19 protein-coding genes are annotated in these 19661 nt (G+C 27.5%); 7 read left to right on the plus strand and 12 right to left on the minus strand.

What is annotated here, in order from left to right:
- Together HUJ77_RS01735 and HUJ77_RS01740 are read left to right on the plus strand one after the other, a co-directional pair.
- A partial coding sequence (locus tag HUJ77_RS01735) for a DUF2225 domain-containing protein (protein ID WP_291706845.1) occupies positions 1–436 on the plus strand: 436 nt, incomplete at its 5' end.
- 1 nt (position 437) lies between these two features.
- Positions 438–1436 (plus strand): methyl-accepting chemotaxis protein, encoded by a 999-nt coding sequence (locus HUJ77_RS01740; RefSeq protein WP_291706846.1) that lies wholly within the window; start codon positions 438–440, stop codon positions 1434–1436.
- 282 nt (positions 1437–1718) lie between these two features.
- Here the strand turns inward: HUJ77_RS01740 and HUJ77_RS01745 are convergent, their stop codons facing one another.
- The 5 genes from HUJ77_RS01745 to HUJ77_RS01765 all read right to left on the minus strand — a co-directional run bounded on the left by HUJ77_RS01745 (position 1719) and on the right by HUJ77_RS01765 (position 6375).
- Complete coding sequence (locus HUJ77_RS01745) at positions 1719–4193, minus strand: FAD-dependent oxidoreductase (protein WP_291706847.1); 2475 nt, start codon at positions 4191–4193, stop codon at positions 1719–1721.
- Positions 4194–4429: 236 nt separating this feature from the next.
- Complete coding sequence (locus HUJ77_RS01750; protein WP_291706848.1) at positions 4430–4714, minus strand: metalloregulator ArsR/SmtB family transcription factor; 285 nt, start codon at positions 4712–4714, stop codon at positions 4430–4432.
- Between the two features lie 98 nt (positions 4715–4812).
- Positions 4813–5466: a Crp/Fnr family transcriptional regulator gene (locus HUJ77_RS01755; protein ID WP_291706849.1), complete on the minus strand. Its 654-nt coding sequence runs from the start codon at positions 5464–5466 to the stop codon at positions 4813–4815.
- A 95-nt stretch (positions 5467–5561) separates the two neighbouring features.
- A complete protein-coding gene (locus HUJ77_RS01760; protein ID WP_291706850.1) occupies positions 5562–5798 on the minus strand; it encodes a glutaredoxin family protein in 237 nt (78 codons plus the stop codon).
- Positions 5799–5964: 166 nt separating this feature from the next.
- Positions 5965–6375 carry a YbaN family protein gene (locus HUJ77_RS01765; RefSeq protein WP_291706851.1) on the minus strand — a complete coding sequence of 137 codons (411 nt, stop codon included), beginning with the start codon at positions 6373–6375 and terminating at the stop codon, positions 5965–5967.
- A 373-nt stretch (positions 6376–6748) separates the two neighbouring features.
- Here HUJ77_RS01765 and HUJ77_RS01770 point away from each other — a divergent pair, with 373 nt between their 5' ends.
- On the plus strand, positions 6749–7786 hold the full coding sequence (locus HUJ77_RS01770) for a hypothetical protein (protein WP_291706852.1): 1038 nt from the start codon (positions 6749–6751) through the stop codon (positions 7784–7786).
- A 226-nt stretch (positions 7787–8012) separates the two neighbouring features.
- On the opposite strand, the gene feoB is transcribed toward HUJ77_RS01770, so the two are convergent.
- From feoB to HUJ77_RS01800, 6 genes are all read right to left on the minus strand, one after another.
- On the minus strand, positions 8013–9887 hold the full coding sequence (gene feoB, locus HUJ77_RS01775; protein ID WP_291706853.1) for a ferrous iron transport protein B: 1875 nt from the start codon (positions 9885–9887) through the stop codon (positions 8013–8015).
- Positions 9888–9899: 12 nt separating this feature from the next.
- The gene (locus HUJ77_RS01780) at positions 9900–10121 is read right to left on the minus strand and encodes a ferrous iron transport protein A (RefSeq protein ID WP_291706854.1); all 222 of its coding nucleotides are present in this window, start codon (positions 10119–10121) and stop codon (positions 9900–9902) included.
- A gap of 147 nt (positions 10122–10268) precedes the next feature.
- Entirely contained in the window at positions 10269–10478 is a 210-nt protein-coding gene (locus tag HUJ77_RS01785) for a hypothetical protein (protein WP_291706855.1), read from the minus strand.
- A gap of 154 nt (positions 10479–10632) precedes the next feature.
- The gene (locus HUJ77_RS01790) at positions 10633–11319 is read right to left on the minus strand and encodes a metallophosphoesterase (RefSeq protein WP_291706856.1); all 687 of its coding nucleotides are present in this window, start codon (positions 11317–11319) and stop codon (positions 10633–10635) included.
- Positions 11320–11328: 9 nt separating this feature from the next.
- On the minus strand, positions 11329–11592 hold the full coding sequence (locus HUJ77_RS01795; RefSeq protein WP_291706857.1) for an EscU/YscU/HrcU family type III secretion system export apparatus switch protein: 264 nt from the start codon (positions 11590–11592) through the stop codon (positions 11329–11331).
- 24 nt (positions 11593–11616) lie between these two features.
- Positions 11617–13605, minus strand: coding sequence for a hypothetical protein (locus HUJ77_RS01800; protein ID WP_291706858.1), 1989 nt, complete (start codon positions 13603–13605; stop codon positions 11617–11619).
- A gap of 159 nt (positions 13606–13764) precedes the next feature.
- Here HUJ77_RS01800 and HUJ77_RS01805 point away from each other — a divergent pair, with 159 nt between their 5' ends.
- The 4 genes from HUJ77_RS01805 to HUJ77_RS01820 all read left to right on the plus strand — a co-directional run bounded on the left by HUJ77_RS01805 (position 13765) and on the right by HUJ77_RS01820 (position 18223).
- Complete coding sequence (locus HUJ77_RS01805) at positions 13765–14832, plus strand: Ig-like domain-containing protein (RefSeq protein WP_291706859.1); 1068 nt, start codon at positions 13765–13767, stop codon at positions 14830–14832.
- Positions 14833–14872: 40 nt separating this feature from the next.
- The gene (locus tag HUJ77_RS01810; protein WP_291706860.1) at positions 14873–15952 is read left to right on the plus strand and encodes an Ig-like domain-containing protein; all 1080 of its coding nucleotides are present in this window, start codon (positions 14873–14875) and stop codon (positions 15950–15952) included.
- A gap of 156 nt (positions 15953–16108) precedes the next feature.
- On the plus strand, positions 16109–16792 hold the full coding sequence (locus HUJ77_RS01815) for a response regulator transcription factor (RefSeq protein ID WP_291706861.1): 684 nt from the start codon (positions 16109–16111) through the stop codon (positions 16790–16792).
- A 3-nt stretch (positions 16793–16795) separates the two neighbouring features.
- Entirely contained in the window at positions 16796–18223 is a 1428-nt protein-coding gene (locus HUJ77_RS01820; protein WP_291706862.1) for a HAMP domain-containing sensor histidine kinase, read from the plus strand.
- A 168-nt stretch (positions 18224–18391) separates the two neighbouring features.
- Here the strand turns inward: HUJ77_RS01820 and tyrS are convergent, their stop codons facing one another.
- Complete coding sequence (gene tyrS, locus HUJ77_RS01825) at positions 18392–19612, minus strand: tyrosine--tRNA ligase (protein ID WP_291706863.1); 1221 nt, start codon at positions 19610–19612, stop codon at positions 18392–18394.
- Positions 19613–19661: the final 49 nt, after the last annotated feature.

Here is a 19661-nt window from a genome sequence, read left to right on the forward strand (position 1 = left end):
AGAATTAGTAAAATCAAAAATTACACCTAAATGGGTTAATAGAGAATATCCTATTCCATTTAATGAAAAGGTAGCAATAGAAAGATATAAACTTGCTTTGTTAAACTCTGTAATAATTGAAAGAAAAGAAAGTACTAAAGCAATGATATGCTTAAAAATAGCTTGGATGTATAGATTATTGTCAGATGAAACTAATGAAAAAATTTATTTAAATCAAGCTTTACTTTCTTTTAATGATACATATATAAATGAGAAACTACCTGTTTATGGATTAGATAAGTTTTCTATTATGTTTCTAATAGGAGAAATAAATAGGCGAATAGGCGAGGAAGAAACAGCCCTTAGATGGTTTTCAGAAGTCATTACATCTATTGGCTCAACACAAAAAATAAAAGAAATGGCTAGAGATGGAAAGGATAAAATTAGGAGGTTATAAAATGGGGTTATTTTCTAAGAAAAAGGCTACTAAATTAGCAAAAGAGAGTAATGAAATTAATGAAGAAGTGATTGCTAAGGAAGTACAAGAAAAAGAAGATGTTACTGAAAAATTTAAAAAGGAAATGTTTAATTTAGGGGAAAATAGTTCTAGAATATCTGGTGCTATTACTGATGTTAATAATTCATTATCATCATTAACCAACGCTACATTAACTCAAGCTGAAGAAATAAATAATGCAAGAAATATTTTAGAGGGTTTTAATACACGTATGGAGCAATTAGCTTATAATATAACTAATGTTCAAATAACAGTTATAGATACAGATAAGGTAGCTGATGAAGGCTTAAATACTTTTACTGCTTTAGATGATTCATTAAGCTTATTACAACAAGCTTTTACAACTGTTAGTTCTACTGTAAATTCTCTAGTTTCAAAATTAGAATCTGTAAATACTATTACTGATTCTATTAGTCAAATTGCATCTCAAACAAATCTACTGTCTTTAAATGCAGCAATTGAAGCTGCAAGAGCTGGAGAAGCTGGAAAAGGTTTTTCTGTAGTTGCAGGAGAAGTTAGAAAACTTGCTGAAAACTCTAAACAAGCTGTAGAAAGTATAACTACTATATTAGATGATATTAAGAGTGATATTTTAGATGCATCTAAAGCCATGGAGAATGGTGGAATTGCTGTTGATAATCAACAAAAAACTTTACAAAGCACTAAGGGTAGCTTTACTAATATTAAATCTTCAATTAGTGAATCAGTTAAGGAAATAGATAACTGTATCGAAAATTTAACTACTGCTTCTTCTGAAAAGGATAATGTTTTATCTATAATGGATACTGTTAGCACTATTTCTCAAGAACATTCAGCACTTTCTGAAGAGATTGCTGCTAATATGGACTTACAAACTAGAAGCCTTGAAGAATTAAATATCAATATTTCTGCTATTAATAATGAATATATAAAATTCGAACAATCTAAAATTAATAATTAAGTACTTAATTATGTATTACTAATAATGCTATTATTAAATGTACTATTAATAATGAAAAATTTAAATTCATAAATAAAGAGGTTGTCCTATGACAACCTCTTATTCACTATCATTTACTATTTTTCATCTTCAATCTTATCTATAAAACATTAATTGAGATATCTCTTCACCGAATCCATTCTAAACTAAAGTACTTACACATAGATTTATAATTTCAAGTCTGGAGGAATTTCCTCCAAACTCTTCATTTTAAACTCTTAACTATTTTCTATTACCTGTTCCTTAGATAAATAAGTTAACATTTGCATCGTCTGCTTGACCTAGGTAATATCCAACTCCAGCGTAAGTTATTCCATCTATTAATTCTTCTTTCTTAATTCCCATAACATCCATAGACATTGTACAAGCTACTATTTCTACTCCACTTGCAATGGCTGCTTGCATAAGATCTTCTAATGATTGGATATTTTTATCCTTCATGACACCTCTGATCATTTTAGCACCCATGCCGCCCATATTCATTCTTGAAAGACCTAATTTCTTGCTTCCTCTTGGCATCATCATTGCAAAGGCTTTTTCAATTAGTGTCTTAGGAGTTTTAACTTTTTCTGTTTTTCTAAGAACATTTAATCCCCAGAAAGTAAATAACATTGTAACCTTTTTACCCATAGTAGCTGCTCCATTTGCAATAATAAATGATGCTATAGCTTTATCTAAGTCTCCACTAAATACTACCATAGTTTGGCCATTTTTTACTGGTGCTAACGGTGCTCCTTTTCCAAGGTCCTTAGCTATTTTATTTTGTAATTCATTATCATTTAATAATTGATTTGAACACTTCATAAGTGTAGCCTCAATTATACCCTTATTCTTTTCTATATTAACTAATCTGTTATTTGTTCTATCTGCCCATGCTTGTATATCTTTATAGAATCCTGGATCTGAAGCCTTTACCTTTAATACTTCTCCATCAAACATAGCATCCATTGTCATTTTAACTTGCATTAATGGTCCTGGACAAGAAAGACCAGTTGCATTTAATTCTCTAACTTTATCTAATGCAACTTCTTGCATTACTAAGTCCGCTTCTTTTTCATTAGCTTCTATAGTTTTAGCTTTATAATCAAAAGTTGAATAAGTCTTATATCCACCGTTTAAGTTTCTAACATTAAATCCATTTGCTTCTAATAATCTAGATGCAATGTATCCTCTTAAACCAACAGCACAATATACTATTATTTCTTTATTCTTATCTAATTTATCTAAATTGTTTCTTAAATCATTAACAGGTATATTTATTGAATTTGGTATACTTCCAAGTTCAACTTCTTCTCTATCTCTAGTATCTACTAAAATTTGCTTGTTACTATCAAAACTACTTAATTCATCTATGTTTATCAACTTAACTAAGCCTTTTCTTTGGTTTTCAGCCATAAATCCAGCCATGTTTGCTGGTGATTTTGCTGATAAGAATGGTGGTGCATAAGCTAAATCTAACTCTGCTAAATCTTCCATTCTTCCTCCAAACTTTATAGAAGTTGCAATTACATCTATAAATTTATCTACACCTTCATAGCCTAATACTTGTGCTCCTAATATCTTTCCTTCTTTATCATAAATAACTTTTATAGTTAGTGGAATTGCATTAGGATAGTATCCTGCATGGCTCATAGGATGTAAATAAACTTTATCATACTTAATTCCATATCTATTTAAAGTTCTTTCATTATTACCTGTTGAAGCAGCTACCATATCAAATACTTTAATTATTGAAGTTCCAAGAGTTCCTTTATAAACACTATCTAGCCCTGCAATATTATCAGCTATAATTCTTCCGTGCTTATTAGCTGGTCCTGCTAGTGGTATAAACGCTTCATTTCCATTTACATAGTCTTTAACTACTACAGCATCTCCACCTGCATATATTCCTTCTATGCTAGTTTCCATATGCTCGTTTACTACTATATGTCCTCTTTCACCAAGTTTTATTCCAGTATCCTTTATAAATCTTGTATCAGGCATTACCCCTATAGCAGAAATAACCATATCAGCTTTAACAACTCTTTCATCATCTAGAACTACATTTATTAAATTTCCTTCTTCTGAAAAAGCTACAACTTTATTATTTAAAATAATACTTACTTCATTATCATTTAATTCTTTTTCAATTATATTAGAAAAATCTGTATCAAAAGGTGCTAAAACATGAGGGGCAGCTTCAATCAAAGTTACATTAATATCTCTTTCCTTTAAATTTTCTGCCATTTCAATACCTATAAATCCGCCACCTATAACAACTGCTGACTTTGTAGTATTTTTATCTACATAAGATTTTATCTTATCTATATCTGAAACATTTCTAACTGTAAAAATCTTTTTACTATCTATTCCAGGTAAATTTGGAGTTATTGGTTTTGCACCTGGTGCTAATACTAAATAATCATAACTTTCATCATAGATTCTATCTTGATTTTTAACTTTTACTGATTTAGTATCTGGATTTACTTCAATAACGTCACTATTTATTCTTACATCTATATTAAATCTGTCTTTCATTTGTCCAGGTGTTTGAAGTAAAAGTGCCTCTCTATCTTGTATTACTTCTCCTACATAATAAGGTAGTCCACAATTTGCAAATGAAATATATTCTCCTCTTTCAAAGATTACTATATCTATGTCTTCCCTTAGTCTTCTAAGTCTAGCTGCTGCTGAAGCCCCAGCTGCAACTCCTCCAACGATCAATACCTTTTGTTTCATTACTAATCCTCCTAGTATTTATATTATAAATTTTTATAAATTTTTATTAATTCTCTAAAACTATTTATAAATAACAATTAAAAACTATACTTTATACTTAGTCATTAATTTTATTACTATCTATTATTTTCTTCTCTTAACTCTTACTTATTACTTAGCATTTATCTTTATATCACTATATTATGATTTATAGATATATATGTGATAAAAAACACTCCTTTTCGGAGTATTTTTTTTTATTCCTTATCTAATAGAGCTTGTATTATTTTTTCAACTCTTTTATCTACAACTTCATATACTATTTCTAAGCCATTTCTTTCGCCCTTAATAATTCCTATACTCTTAAGCTTTTGTAAATGTTGAGAAATGGTTGATTGAGGCATTCCTAAGCAACTATGCATATTAGTTACATTGCAATTTCCCTTTTCCAAAAGATTTCTTACTATACAAAGTCTTACTGGATGTGCCAAAACCTTCAAGAATTCTGCTACATCCTCATATTGCTTATAATTATTGTCCACAATACCACCCCATAAATTTATTTCCGATTGTTATTTTAATATCAATAATATTACTATATTCAGATTTTAAAATATTGTTACGAATTTGTCAAGTTAAATTAATAAATCCAGTTTTTTATTTTTATTTTACCTCTTCCAAGTTCTAATATGCCTCTTTTCTCCAGTCCCTTTAAGCTTCTACTTACTACCTCTCTTGATGATCCAATATCAGCAGCTATTTTTTCATGAGTTGTATATATAATTTTAACACCATGATTATCCACAAGCTTTAAATTAAAATAATCTATAATTCTATTTTCAATACTATTAAAAGTTACTTTTTCAAAGCCTTCTACCACATTTTCAAATTTATTATATAAATTCCTAAACATATACTTTAAAAAACTATTGTTATTTATTAAATATCTTTTAAATATGTCCATTGGTAAAATTGCAATAACTGCATTTTCTTCAACATCTGCAAAAGAAACTTCATCTGAATCAGTTAATGCACATAAAATTGTATTAAAGCAACTATCTCCTTTTCCTATTCTATAAAGAGTTACTTCTTTACCATCATCACCTATTTTATATATTCTAAGTCGTCCTTCTAAAATAAATGAAAATCCTATGCAGCTTACTTTATTACTAAATACATTTGTACCTACTTCGTAATTACTTACTAAAACTCTCTTTAATATAATATCTAAAACTTCACTATCTAAATCCATTAAAAAAGGATAGTATTTTAATAATTCATCTTTTAAATCCATTTTTCCCCCTTATAAACAAAAAAAATAAAGCTACTATAATTGTAGCTTTACTTCTTCTTATATTCAACTTATTAAATAACTTTTAATAAATTTAATTATAAATTTAACAATGAATCTATTCTCATCTTATCAAATCCAACTACTATACTGCCATTGATATCTAAAACTGGCACTCCCATTTGGCCACTTTTATTTACCATTTCTATAGCTGCAGCTCTATTTAATCCTACGTTTACTTCTTCGTAATTAACATTCTTACTTGTTAAGTAATTTTTAACCTTTGTGCACCATGGACATGTGTTTGTTGTATATACTTTTATATTACTATTCATTTTAATTCCCCCGATTCATAAATTCTTTTTATGATATAAGTATATTCCAACAATAATTTTTTGAATGTAACAAAGTCACAATATCTATAATTATTTTAAAATTCTTATAGTAATACATAGGTATATAAAAATCCCCTATTGCTACCTATATGTAGCATTCTTCTTACTAAATATCTTCTTCTAACTTTAGTACTGATTTCTTTTCTTTTGTTATTGTTTTTATCTTAAAAATAAAGTAATAGTACTTAAACATAATAAGACATATTATAAATATCTTTATAAGTAAACTATCCACTAAGATTAATGGAAATGCTAGCATGAAGTCTGAAAATGCTAAAAGACCTACCTTTTCTTTTAGTGTCATTGACCTTTCTTTAATGAAGGAATCTAAATGCTTCTTATATAACTTTGTGTTAATAAACCAATTATTAAATCTTTCAGATCCTTTTGCAAAACAAAATGAAGCTAAAAGCAAGAATGGAGTAGTTGGTAATATAGGAAGTACAACACCTATAGCCCCTATAATTACAGAAATAAGACCTATTGTTATGTACATATATTTTTTTATAGATTTCATTTTAAATCTCCTCTTTATTCAAATTATTTTCACAATCATATTTTCTATTGATATTAATTTCCATATTACAAAGATTAGTGATAGTATATATTAATTGATAATCCATTTCAATATATTAAATTAAATTAATTAAACTATTAATTAAAAAATTCACTATATATATTTAATTTTAATTTTCTATTACCTTTAGTTTCTTAGTATACATTTAAAAGGATTTTCACTCTTATCTTTAACTTACCTATACATATCTCTGAAACAATAAGTGTCTGTTTTAGAAAAATGTTGTTATTCGCTATATAATTGAATAAAATAATTTACTGTTGTCAAAAATTCAAAAGAAATATATCTGTTTTTTATTGAAAGGATCCTATTTATGTATTTTAATGAATTTCAAGAACTTGATAGCAATACAGTAGAAAGTAAATTAAATATAGTTAATAAATACAACAGCAAATTAGCAGTTATCGATTTATTAAAGAATCGAGAGATTTTATGTTGCCCTCATTGTAACAGAAAAAAAATTATAAAATTTGGTAAATATAATGGCCTTCAAAGATATAAATGCTCAAATTCTAACTGCAATAAGACTTTTTCTCCCAAAACAAAAACATTATTTAGTTATTCAAAAAAATCTGCTGATCTATGGATTAAATATTTCATTTTATTAAATAATGGAAAGTCCCTTAGAGAGTGTTCTGCTATTCTTAATATAAATTTAGCAACCTCCTTTTTCTGGCGACATAAAATACTAATTACTCAAAATAAAAATTACTATAACATTTTGAAAAACTATGTAGAGGTAAGTAAAGTTATGATGTTAGAAAACTTTAAAGGCGATAGAAATGCTGAAAATTATAGACGCGGAAAAGTTTTTATAGCTTGTGCAATGGATAGTAATAAAACTTTATTATCAAAAGTTATTAGTAGATATAGCATTTCTCTTAATTCTATAAGTAGTAATTTTTCTTATAACATCGATGAAAATGCTATTTTATCAGCTTATAATGATAGATATTTTGATATATATACTAAAAAACATAACTCAAAACTTCTACCAGCTAAAAATAAAAAACTATCTCTTATTATTAAGGAATTAGAGTCTAATGAGCTTTCCGGAAAAAATAACATTTACTCAAAAGATATAAAAGAATTAAATTCTTCTTTGCCTAAAAAATGCTTGTTCATTCATAGCTTCTCCTTAAATATAAGAAGGTGGCTATTTAGGTTTAGGGGAGTTGCAACTAAATATCTTGAAAATTATTTGAATTGGCACATTCTTGATTTTAGCAATAAATATAGAACTTTTATTTTAAATCAAATAGAATTATTTAAAAACTTCTTAAAAGAATCTTCATATATGAGAATAAAGGATTTCCAAAGTTACAATTTAATGTTTCTACATACCACTTAATATAAATATATTTATGGATATAAACATCTTTATATTGAAAAAAATTATAGTATACAAAAATTCATATTATGTTATACCTTTATACTTTTAATAAATTAACAACATTTTTCTAAAACACAGTCATATATGGTTACAACATATATGTGTGTAGTTATTAACCGTTGTTTATGTAAATAAAAAACTCAGCTAATGCTGAGTTTTAAAGTAATTCCAAATTCATACTAATTTATTGGTGTACTGCTTCTTTAACATCTTCCTTATTAAAATACTTAACTAAAAGCAAGATTCCTAAGGATACTATTCCTAAGAATATTAAGAATTGTATTATATATGAAAGAGTCATATCACCAGTTACTAGAGTGGCTATGAATCTAAATAAGTATGCTACAACCCAAGCTAGTACAAATTGATATATAACTGATATATACATCATCTTACTTCCATATTCTTTCTTCATAACGCTTATTACAGCAAAGCATGGTGTATATAATGAAACAAATACTAAGAAACTTAAGGCTGTTATTGAAGTAAACATAGTTGGTAAAACTACTGCTAAATCTCCATATACTATTTCCATTGTTCCAATTATTACTTCCTTAGCTGCAAGTCCAGTAAGTATTGATACCCCTGCTTCCCAGCCACCAAAACCTAATGGTTTAAATATAGGTGATAAAAGACCTCCGAATTTTGCTAAGAAACTAGTATTTATTTCTTCTGTAAATCCATTCATATTGAAATATGTTAAGAACCAAACTACTATTGATACTGCAAATATTAGTGTTCCTGCTCTTATTATAAATCCTTTAGATTTATCCCAAGCATTGATAATTATATTCTTAAAACTTGGTAATTTATATTCTGGAAGTTCTAATATAAATGGTTGTTCATCCTTTTTAAATAATGTATTTTTAAATAATAATCCAACTAAAATAGCTACAATAATTCCTAATAAATAAAGTCCCATTACTACAAGTTCTTGATTTGATACGAAAAATATTGATGCAAATAAAGCATAAACAGGTAGTCTAGCTCCACAAGTTACAAGTGGTGCTAATAAAGCTGTCATCTTTCTATCTTTTTCACTTTCTAAAGTTCTAGTTGCCATTATTGCTGGTGCTGAACATCCAAATCCCATTATCATCGGAATAAACGCCTTACCAGATAACCCAATTTTTCTCATTATTCTATCCATAAGGAAGGCTATTCTTGACATATATCCACAATCTTCAAGGAATGATATTCCTATGAAAAGTGAAAATACTATTGGGAAGAAAACTATAACTCCTCCAACTCCAGCTACTATTCCATCAATTATTAGAGACTTAAACCAGTGTGATGAATTTACAAGTAAGCCTTCTATTATTGGTGTAAATGTATCTGCTACAAAAGCATCTAAAATATCTGCTAGAGGTTGTCCGAACCAATTGAAAGTAAATTTAAATATTATAAGAAGGGCAATTAAAAATACTGGGTATGCCAGTATTGGATTTAATACTACCTTATCTATTTTTTCTCCTATGTAATTTGTTTTTCCATCACCTTTAGATGATTCCTTTATTAAATTAGCTATATAAGAATAAGCTTCATTCTCATCACTGAAATTTACATTATAGTTTGGATTAAATTTTCTTGCTTTGTCTATATCTTCTACTATATTATCTAATCCTTTTTTATTTTTAGCTGATATTGGTAAAATTGATACTCCTAGTTTTTCCCCTAGAATTGCTGTATCTATGTCAAGTCCTCTTTTAGTAGCTATATCCATCATATTTAATAGTACTAAAATAGGCTTATTAAATTGCATTAATTGTGTTGTAAGATATAAATTTCTTTCTAAGTTTGTAGCATCTACTACATTTATTATTAAATCAACTTCTTCATTTTCTAAATATGCTCTTGATACTTTTTCTTCGTTTGAATATGTGTCCATTGCATAAATACCAGGTAAATCTACAATTTTTATATCTTTATTTATAAATCCGTACTTTTTGTCTATAGTTACTCCTGCCCAATTTCCAACATATTGTTTTGATCCAGTTAGTGCATTAAATACTGTGGTTTTTCCTGTATTAGGGTTACCTACTAATGCTACATTTATCATATTCCCCACTCCTTAAACATTTAAATATATGTTTTTTGCATCATTTTTTCTAATCGCTAAATCAAAACCTCTAAATGATATTACTATTGGATCACCTAATGGTGCTACTAACTTTACCTTTACTTGTGTCCCCTTTACACATCCTAATGCCTTAAGTCTTTTAGCTAATTTAGGGTCTCCTTCTATATCTCTTACAATTCCAGTTTGACCTACTTTCATATTGAATATTGTCATACATCTTCCCCCTATATGTTCCTTCTATTTACAATTATAGTTAATTGAAATTGATTGTCAATAACTCTCGATAAGTTTTTTCGTTGTGTTGTGAACTTTTTAGCAATTTTAAAGGAGCTACTGAAAAGTAGCTCCTTTACTTAATATTTATATTCCAATAATTTCACAAATTACTGACAAAACAGATGAATTTATAATCCACATAATAACAATTATGAATGTAGGTACATTATCAATATTTACATCAAATATGGTAAATATAAAGGCTACAGACACAAGTCCTAAAATAGTACTTAGAATAGCCCCAAATGATGATATCCCTTTCCTTCCATCATTATTCCAATCATGTATAGCCATAAAATCCCCTCCAATCCAACTTATAGAAAACAACTTATTAATTTTAGTGTAATTCCCTGGTTTTTTAGTGTCAATTTTCATAAAAGCAAAAAAATTAAGTTTGTACCTTATATTGGAATACAAACTTAATTTATATTTTATTCTTACAATATTACTATAATATTCTTATTGGATCAAAATTTAAGTAATCACAGGATGTAATAATATACTCTACACCTTCATGTTCTCCATTAAATGCAGATCCTAAAGCTGGACCATGAAGATGTCCATATATAACTTTTTCTACACCATACTCCTTAAATATTTCAGTAAAGGCTGAAGCCTCTATCTTTTCATTAATAGGCGGATAATGAATCATTACTATGAATTTATTAAATCCAGCTTCTTTTGCCTTATCTAAAGATAATCTAAGTCTAATTATTTCTCTATTAAATATCTTTTTATCTTTTTCTGTAAATCTATCGCTACCTTCTAGTATCCATCCTCTAGAACCACAAATAGCATAATCTTCATAGCTATAAAAATTATTTTGAAGAAATTTAGTATTTTCATACATACTATTTAGCTTGGAAATTCCGCTCCACCAATAATCATGATTTCCCTTTGATATAATTTTTTTACCAGGTAAATCATTTATCCAATCTAAATCTGCTTTACTATCACTAGACTTCATAGACCAAGATATATCTCCTGCTATAAGTACAGTATCTTCTTCTTTTATTTTACTAATCCAGTTTTCCTTAATCTTTTCATCATGCTTAATCCATTTCTCTCCAAATATGTCCATTGGTTTATCTGTTGTAAAAGCAAGATGAAGATCTGAAATAGCGTATAAAGCCATTTAATCTACTCACCTTTCTATTATTCTATCTAAATCTGTTACATAAGCAATTATATGTGCTACTGCTTCATATAGGTCTGTTGGTATGCTTTCTCCTATATCAACATTACAAAGCAGCTCTGTCAATTCCTTATTATACACTATTGGGACATCATTTTCTTCTGCTTTTTCTATTATTTTATCTGCTATATAGCCCATACCACTAGCAGTTACAATAGGTGCTACTATATTTTCTTCATATTTTAAGGCTGCAGCTCTTTTTCTTCCTTTCATATACCTTTTCCTCCTGGTATAAACTTATACCCTCCTATCTATAGCAGTTCCAGAATCAGGATTGAAGAAGGCTCTACATGTTGCTAGTGATACTTCCTCTTCCTTTTTAGATACATTAATATCAACTAAAAATCCCATAGATTCAATATTATAAGCTAATTTATTCTTTGCCATATCTATTATTTTAACATATCTGTCTTCACATTTTAAATCAACATTTATTTTTTTATCTAAAACCTTCATATATCCATCTACTATGCCTAGGTTTTTAGTATCTATAGTTATTACCATCTTTATATTGGTACTATCAATTTTCTTACTATATTGCCTCTTATCCTTTACTATTATCTTACATGGATACTCCTGTTCCCTTATGTTAATTGGAATATCCGCATAATAATATTCAGAACTTATCTTATTAAAGACTTTTATTTCATTTATATTATTTTTAATTATGTCTAATATTTTTTCTGGAACACTTCCTTCATTTTTTAATACTGTAATTAAATCTTTGATTATTTCTTTGCTTGTTTCTCCAGCTTTATTAATAGAATTTTTTACAATATCCTTTGTAGCCAAATTTATATCATTATTAGCCTTACTCTCTATATTAGTAATAATCTCACTATTCTTTATCTTTTCAGCTTCTAAAGAATTTCTTATTACATTTCCTTCAGTTGGCTTTTCCTTATCAATGATTTCTTGATATTTTAAGTTTATCCCATCTTTTAATTTTGTAAACTCTTCTTCAGTTAGGGTTATATTTTTCCCCATAGTTCTTGATAATAATGTTTCAACTTCTGACTTAGTAAACTCTAAGGTTTCTGTTATACCATGCTCTAAGTTATTACTTTTATTTATATATTCACTAAAATCATCCTTCGGAATAACTTGTCCTATTTCTCTGTATTCTAGTATTAATGATTTTAAACTTTCTATAAATTCCTCTGGCTTTAAAGTATTAATTAAATTAAAGCTTTTATCAAATTCACTACTAGTAAACTCTTGCCTTCTATTTATTAATATATCTTTTAAGTCAACATTAATATAGTCCTCTGTTTGCCCAGAGATAGATTTCAATAAAGAAAGCAAACTTATTTTTGGAGTAGAACCTTCTGTTTTTTGATAAGCATCACTACCTATTTTATTATTAATATTATTATCTTGAGTGATTTTAACATCTTGATTTTCAACATTTCTTTCGGTAATTATTTCTTTACTATTAATTTTAGTACTTATATTATCCTTTAAGGAGTTATTGTCTATAGAATTATCATTTATAGTATTAGCTTCTGCTCCTTCTTTAATTTCTGGTAAAGAAGCACTAATATCCTCTAATATCATTGAAATATTATTTTCATTTTTAAATATTGCCTTATATCCTAATATATTTTCTTTATTTAAATCTATATTATTCTCAAATAAAACTAAAATATCTGCCTTTGATAATGTCTTTAGTTCATTAAAGAATTCCATTAATGTAGTTTTTATCTTATTTCCCTCTACACTATTTTCATCTATATTATTACTTAATAGATACTTAGCTATAAATTCATTAGCTTCCTTTGGATTTTCTTGTAGCTTGTCCAAAAACTGAATTAAGCCCTTTACTTCTCTAATATTTTCTTTTGTAAGAGGAATATTAAACTTAATCATATCCTTAAGTAAACTAATATCATCGCTACTTAATCCTTCTTTTAGTATGATTTCATTAAATTCCCCTTGTGAAAGTTTAGCTTCCCTTCCATTTGAAGCTACAATCTTAAGCTTTAGTTTGCCATCTTCAAAGCCATCTACTTGGAACCTATGAAAGCCATTACCTAAAGAATCTAAATCTCCTTCTATTTCAGCTTGAAACTCCCAACCGTCTATTAACTTTATAGTAGCTTCATCACTACCTTCTTTTTTTACTATTTTCCCAGAAAACTTTTCACCAATATCGAAGGTAAGTTTACTAGATATTTTCTTATTATTAACATTATAGCTATTCCCTATATTAAATATCCCTGGCATATTACCACCCCGTATACCTTTCTAATTATTTATAATATCGAGTACTTTCAAAGTTTTCTTGATAGAAAGGACTTTGGAAATAACTTGGAAACATAATTATTATCTTTAGAAATTTCTTCAGAGTATTATTAAATTATAGAAATCATGGAGGATATCAAAATGAAAAAAGGACTTATACAAAATTTATTATTTATATTTATTATTTCTACTTCATTAACACTTATATCCTGTAATAATAGTTCTAAAAAAATTACTGTAAGTGAAAACACTGAAGACTTAGTTTCTTTAGAAGAAACTGAAATTATAAAAGCTATAAATACTGGTGAAAAACTTTTAGATGAAAATAAATTTATAGAAGGAAAGGAATACTTTAATAAAGCCATTGCATTAGAAAAAGACAATAAAGATACCTATTTGAGAATCAAGGATAAATATCTTTCTCTAAACAAACCTGACGAAGCTTATAACATTATTAAAACTGCAATTTCAAATAATGTTGATATTGTAAATATGAGATTGTTATTAAAAGAAATTTCATCTAAATTTGAAGTTATTAAAATATCAAACTCTATTTATCAAAACAGTAGTTATGCTCTTCCAAAAGAAGTAACTATTGATCTTTATGATACATCAATGTCCATTCCAGTGACTTGGAATAATGAAAAAGTGGATACTAACAATATAGGTACTTTTATCTATGAAGGATATAACGACGACTATGGAAGAAAAATAATAGTAAACGTAACTGTTATAGAAAATGTTTATGATAAACAAATAGGTTCTATAAAAAAAATTTATTCTTCTAATGGTAAAACCTATATAGATGTAGATTTAGTTGAATTTTATTCAGGCACAGAAGCTGCATTACCAGAGGCAATTAAAGATAATAAAGCACCTATTAATGAAAATGGAGAATACTTTCTTCCTAATGCAACTTATATAAGAAATAACTATAGTAAATTAACAACTTATGAAGTATCAAATAACTGTACCTTTCTAATATTGCCAGAAGATTACTTTCTACTAGGATATCCTTTAGAAGATACTGAAAACTTTACACCTCTTAGTCCAGTGCCATTTAACAACTTTAAAGAATTTATAACTACCAGTAACAAAATATTCTTAGAATCATATGAGGATGATGTAATGACTGATAGAGGAACCTTGTGTTGGATTGAAATAAAAAATGGTGTTGCTATTTCAATTTATAGACAACATACAGCTTAAATTTTTATAATAAATAACTTTATTCAAAGGAGAGACAATAATGAAAAAAGCAATTAAATTAGAACTTATATTTTTCATTCTTATTATAACTACATCTCTAATCTCCTGTGTTGATTCAACAAAGAAGGTTACAGTATCAAATAATACTAAAGAAGAAATCTTGGTAGAAGAAAATATATCTAAAGAACTTATTACTAATGGGAAGAAACTTCTTGCAGATGGAAAATATGAAGAAGCTATGGCTAACTATAATAAAGCCATTGAATTAGATAAAGGAAATAAAGATTTATATTTAGAAATCAAGGATATTTTTTTAGAAGCTAATAGACTTGATGATGCTTACTTTGTCACCAAAGAAGCTATCTCTAATAATGTAGATATTGATAGTATGAAGGAAATAGCAAAGAATATATCAGAAAAACTTGAAGTAATAAAAATAGATGATAAAGTTGAACAAGATTCAGAATACTCTCTTCCTAAAAAGGTAAATACAACTATAAATGGAAAATCTATTTCTCTACCAATAAAGTGGGACACTTCTAAAGTAGATACAAGCAAACCAGGAGTCTTTGAATATTACGGTTATAATGAAGAGTTTGGTAGAAAAGTTCAAGTTACTTTAACAGTATTAGAATCAACTTATGATAAGCAAATAGGATCTATTAAAAACATCTATACCATTGATGGAAAGACTTATCTAGATGTTGATTTAGTTGAGTTTTATTTAGGAAGAGAAATATCTTTAAACGAAGCTCTTAAGGATAATTTAGATCTTCCAGTTAACGATAATGGTATCCCTTATGTTCCTGATGGTTATTATATTAGAAATCATTATAGTAAAATAACTACCTATGAAGTATCAGATAATTGTGCTTTCCAACTATTGCATCACGATTTTGTTGAGTTTTTAGGCATAAACACTATTTATCCAGGTAACTCATCCATAACTATTACAGCTTCATTTGAAGAATTTAAAAATTATATTAATTTAAGTAATCCTCTGGATGTAGGTGATTTAAATATAACCACTGATAAGCCAATTACCCATAGAGAAACCTTATGTTGGATAGAGTTAAGAAATAATGTTGCATACTCCATCTATAGACAATATACTCCTTAATTGATAAAGAGGCTGTAACAACAGCCTCTAATTAAAATTTATATATTCAATAAAGATTTTTACATTATAAGATAGCTTCTAGCTTTTTTTATTTTTATTTTCCATATCCAAATTTTACCTTATAATTAATATATACTATGTTTGGAGGATAATTAAATGAGTAATGAAATACTTATTGTTGAAGATGATAAATCTATTAATGACATATTATTTTATTCCTTAAAGTCAGAGGGATACAAACCCTATAGTAGCTTTTCTTTAAAGGAAGCAAGAGATTATATTAATATAAATTTACCTAATTTAATTTTATTAGATTTAAATTTGCCAGATGGAAATGGATTCGATTTATGTAAGGAAATTAATTCTAAGTATTCTATTCCTATAATTATTCTTACTGCTAAAAATGATGTTGTAGATAAGGTTTTAGGCTTAGAATTAGGTGCTGATGATTATATAACTAAACCCTTTCATATTAAGGAAGTATTAAGTAGAGTTAAGGCTGTTCTTAGAAGAATCGAAAAATCCTCTTCCAATTATAATTCTAACTTTCTAGAAATAAATACAAATATTAAAATTAACTTTAAAAATAGAACTGTTTTAAAAAATGATATTATGGTTCAATTAAAGCCTAAAGAATATGAGCTTTTAGAATTCTTTGTTCAAAATAAAAATAAGGTTTTTTCAAGAGAACAATTAATAGATAACATTTGGGAGTTTTCTTATGATGGTGATATTAGAACTGTAGATATCCATATTAGACGTCTTAGAAGCAAATTGGACACGCCTAATAACCCTTCTATAATAGAAACTGTATTTTCTGTTGGATATGTTATGAGGTAGAATATGAAAATTAAATATAAATTCACTTTAATTATAACTATCACTATGATATTTCTAGGAGTTTCTTTAAATATTGGTGTTAGAAAGATATTAAAATCAAATATGGAAACCTCAATTACAAACTCCCTAAAAGAAGTTATGAAAAGTAGTAGAGAATCTATAAAATATACTTTGTCCGTAAGAGATTATATTTTTAAGGACAAAGCCTTACTTCAAGAAGGAAATTATCTGATTGAATATATATCTTTAAATTATGAAAGTAAACTTGAAATTTCAGATGTCAATGGTGAATTAATTGCTACAAACATTAAAGAAAAGCCTATAGAATTTACAAATAACCTTCCTGAAGTTAAAGATGGTAAAACTATAGTTAATATAAAATATGATAATGATACTCTTACTGGAATCCTTTCTTATCCCATAATAATAAACAAGTCCTACATTGGAATAATGAACTTAACTAAAGATTACACAAATTTATTAATTGACTATGAAAAGGCTACTAATATTTTAACTTTAATTGAAACTGCTCTAATAATATTTATCTTCGGTATTTCCTATAGACTAACTAACAAAATTGTTACCCCAATTGAAAAGTTAACTTCTGCTTCAAAAAAACTAGGCGAAGGTAATTATGACATAGATATAAATATAGAAGGAAATGATGAAATCTCTATTCTTTCAAATGAATTTATAAATATGAAATCAAAAATCCAAGAACAAATTTTGGACATAGAAAAGGAAAAAGATAAAGTTGAAAAACTAGCCCTAAGCAGAAAAATATTTTTTGATACTGTTACCCATGAACTTAAGACCCCACTAACTTCAATTATAGGATATTCAGAAATGATTCTAGAAAATGTTGTAGATGATGAAGAGTTTAAATTACGTGCCATAGGTAGGATTCATTCAGAAAGTGAAAGATTAAATACCTTAGTTCTAGAAATAATAAAAATTTCAAAGGGATTATCATCTATAAATGATATATATGAAGAGGTTGAGATTGCAGAAATAATAAATCAAACAATTTCTGATCTTTCTATAAAAGCAGAAAAATATAACCTTTCTATATCTTCAAATATAGAAAAATCTATTTTAAATATTAAATTAAATAAAATGAAAGAAGTCTTAATTAACATTATAGATAATGCTATAAAGTATTCTTCTAAGGAATCCATAATTCATATAAACTCTTATAAAAGTAATGATACCTACACTATAGAAGTTACTAATTCTAGTGAAACACCTATACCTGAAGAAATTTATTCACAAATATTTCAGCCTTTTATAAAATCAAATAGCTCAGTTGATGAATACAGTACAGGCCTAGGGTTATTCCTATGCAATGAAATAATAAAAGATCATAACGGAAGTATAAATATAGAAAATGGAAATGAAATAAAAGTAAAAATTACTCTACCAATAAAATAAAGAGCTGCAAATACAGCTCTTTATTTAATGTAGAATGCAAAATTAAGAATGTAGAATTAATGAAGTAATTTGTTCCAAATTACAAAAATTTAAATATCAGAAACTCCAAATGAGTTTCAACCCAAACTCTTCACCTTTCTCTCTTCTCTCTTACCTATTATCTATTCACTATCCTAAAACTATTTTATTGTAGTTTTTCTTTCCTCTTTTTAATAGTGCTGATCCATCTTCTAAATCTGATTCTTCTAAAGTTCTTGTAACATCAGTAACTTTTTCACCATTTAAAGATAATCCACCTTGTTGAATTAATCTTCTTCCTTCAGCTTTAGATGGAACTATTTTGTTTTCAGCCATTATATCTAAAATAGTAGATCCTAGCTTTTCTTTAGAAATAGTTACAGTTGGAACATTGCTCATATCAACTCCACCTGAGAATAAAGCTTCTGCAGCAGTTTTTGCTTTCATTGCTTCCTCTTCTCCGTGAACAAGCTTAGTAACTTCAAAAGCTAATCTCTTCTTAGCTTCATTAATTGCTGCTCCTTCAACTGCACATATAGCTCTTATTTCATCCATAGGTACAAATGTTAGTAATGCTAAGCACTTTTCTACATCTGCATCATCAACATTTCTCCAGTATTGATAGAAATCAAATGGTGAAGTTTTTTCTGCATCAAGCCATAAAGCTCCTCCAACAGTTTTTCCCATCTTTTGACCTTGGCTGTTTGTTAAAAGTGTGCAAGTCATAGCCATAGCTTGACCTTGAGCCTTTCTTCTAACTAGTTCAACACCTGCAATCATATTTGACCATTGGTCATCTCCACCTAATTCCATTTTACAACCGTATTTTTGATTTAATACGTAGAAATCATATCCTTGCATTAACATATAGTTAAATTCCAAGAAAGAAAGTCCCTTTTCTAATCTTTGTTTGAAGCATTCTGCAGTTAACATTCTATTTACTGAGAAATGAACTCCTACTTCTCTAAGGAAGTCCACATAATTTAAATTTAGTAGCCAATCTGCATTGTTTACTAAAATTGCCTTATCATCTGAAAAGTCTATGAATCTTTCCATTTGCTTCTTTATTGAATTAACATTATGCTCTATTTGCTCCTTAGTAAGCATTGTTCTCATATCAGTTTTTCCAGATGGGTCTCCTACCATTGCAGTTCCACCACCAAGAAGAGCAATTGGTCTATGTCCAGCCTTTTGCATATGAGCCATAAACATCATTGCTATAAAATGTCCAACATGTAAACTATCTGCTGTTGGATCAAATCCTATATAAAAAGTTATTTTCTCCTTTTCTAGCAATTCTCTTGTTTCATCTTCATGAGTAAATTGCTTTATGTATCCACGATCTAATAACTCGTCTAAAACATTAGCCATTCTACGTATCCTCCTCTTATTTTTACTTATTATAGTATATCTTTTTATT

The sequence above is a fragment of the Clostridium sp. genome, from assembly GCF_021443865.1.
In the GTDB taxonomy this organism is placed as follows: Bacteria; Bacillota; Clostridia; order Clostridiales; family Clostridiaceae; genus Clostridium.